1 protein-coding gene and 1 pseudogene are annotated in these 1598 nt (G+C 61.3%); both read left to right on the top strand.

All coding sequences use genetic code 11. From position 1 onward, the window contains the following. Positions 1-179: pseudogene (locus ENZ74_RS35495) on the top strand (transporter); the annotation flags it as partial. A 306-nt stretch (positions 180-485) separates the two neighbouring features. Further along, a partial coding sequence (locus tag ENZ74_RS31300) for a dihydroxy-acid dehydratase (protein ID WP_206522381.1) occupies positions 486-1598 on the top strand: 1113 nt, incomplete at its 3' end.

Raw genomic sequence — 1598 nt, 5'->3', positions numbered from 1 at the left:
CTTATACGCCGAAGCCCAACATTGAGGTTCGCCTGGCCGGTGCAGTCGGTGTGCTCACCAGTGGTCATTCCGGCATAGTGATTGGCGAGAACGGAAAAATTATTGGTGACGACGCCACCTACGATTTTGGCAACGATCTGGTCACGGCATTTTCCGGCGGTATCAAGATCAAGTTCTAACCTGTTGAGAATTTTACAAAAAGGCCGGGCAATACCCGGCCTTTTTCATTTGGGCGGCTCTTGCCCGTGCGCCATTCATATAGGCCGCGTGCACATAAGCCGCGCTGTTGTCGCCCTCCTGCTATTGTGACGTTTTGGCAACACTTTCTGAACAACCCCTGCGGTAGAGGTCAGGCTGAGGAAATTGCCCATTTCCCGCCATAAACCCGGCGCACCTCGATCTTGTCTCGGGACACGCGCCAAAAGGCTCGGCGAGGGGGCAGGCCGCTCCGCCCCATTTGCAGGGAAGATGGGGCAAGGAAGAGTATGGACGCCAAAGTCATCTCCAAGGCTAAGCTCCCTAGCCGCTATGTGACCGTCGGTCCGGCGCGTGCGCCGCATCGTTCCTATCTCTATGCCATGGGTTTGTCGGCGGCCGAGATTGCGCAGCCGCTGGTCGGGGTCGCCTCCTGCTGGAACGAGGCGGCGCCCTGCAACATTTCGCTGATGCGCCAGGCGCAGGTGGTCAAGAAGGGCGTCGCGGCCGCCAGCGGCACGCCGCGCGAATTCTGCACCATCACCGTCACCGATGGCATCGCCATGGGTCACCAGGGCATGAAGTCGTCCCTGGTGTCGCGCGAGGTCATCGCCGATTCGGTCGAGCTCACCATGCGCGGCCATTGCTACGACGCGCTGGTTGGGCTCGCCGGCTGCGACAAGTCGCTGCCCGGCATGATGATGGCCATGGTGCGGCTCAATGTGCCGTCGATCTTCATCTATGGCGGTTCGATCCTGCCCGGCAGCTATCGCGGCCGCCAGATCACCGTGCAGGATGTTTTCGAGGCGGTCGGCCAGCACTCGGTCGGCACGATCAGCGATGACGAACTGCTTGAGATCGAACAGGTCGCGTGTCCCTCGGCCGGTTCCTGCGGCGCCCAGTTCACCGCCAACACCATGGCGACCGTCGCCGAGGCGATCGGCCTGGCGCTGCCCTATTCCTGCGGCGCGCCGGCACCCTATGAAATGCGCGACCGGTTCAATTTCGCCTCGGGCGAAAAGATCATGGAGCTGATCGCCAGAAATATCCGGCCGCGCGACATCGTCACGCTGAAGGCGCTGGAGAATGCGGCGACCGTGGTCTCGGCTACCGGCGGTTCGACCAACGCGGCACTGCATCTGCCGGCGATCGCGCACGAGGCCGGCATCAAGTTCGACCTGTTCGACGTGGCCAAGATCTTCGAGAAGACGCCTTACATCGCCGACCTCAAGCCGGGCGGCAAATATGTCGCCAAGGACATGTTCGAGGCCGGCGGCATTCCGCTGCTGATGAAGACCCTGCTCGACCACGGCTATCTGCATGGCGACTGCATGACGGTGACTGGCCGCACTTTGGCCGAAAACATGCAGCACGTTGTCTGGAATGAGCATCAGGATGTGGTC

The sequence above is a fragment of the Mesorhizobium sp. M7A.F.Ca.CA.002.15.2.1 genome (genome assembly GCF_003998715.1).
Taxonomy (GTDB): Bacteria; Pseudomonadota; Alphaproteobacteria; order Rhizobiales; family Rhizobiaceae; genus Mesorhizobium; species Mesorhizobium ciceri.
This window is presented reverse-complemented; position numbering and strand designations above follow the sequence as displayed.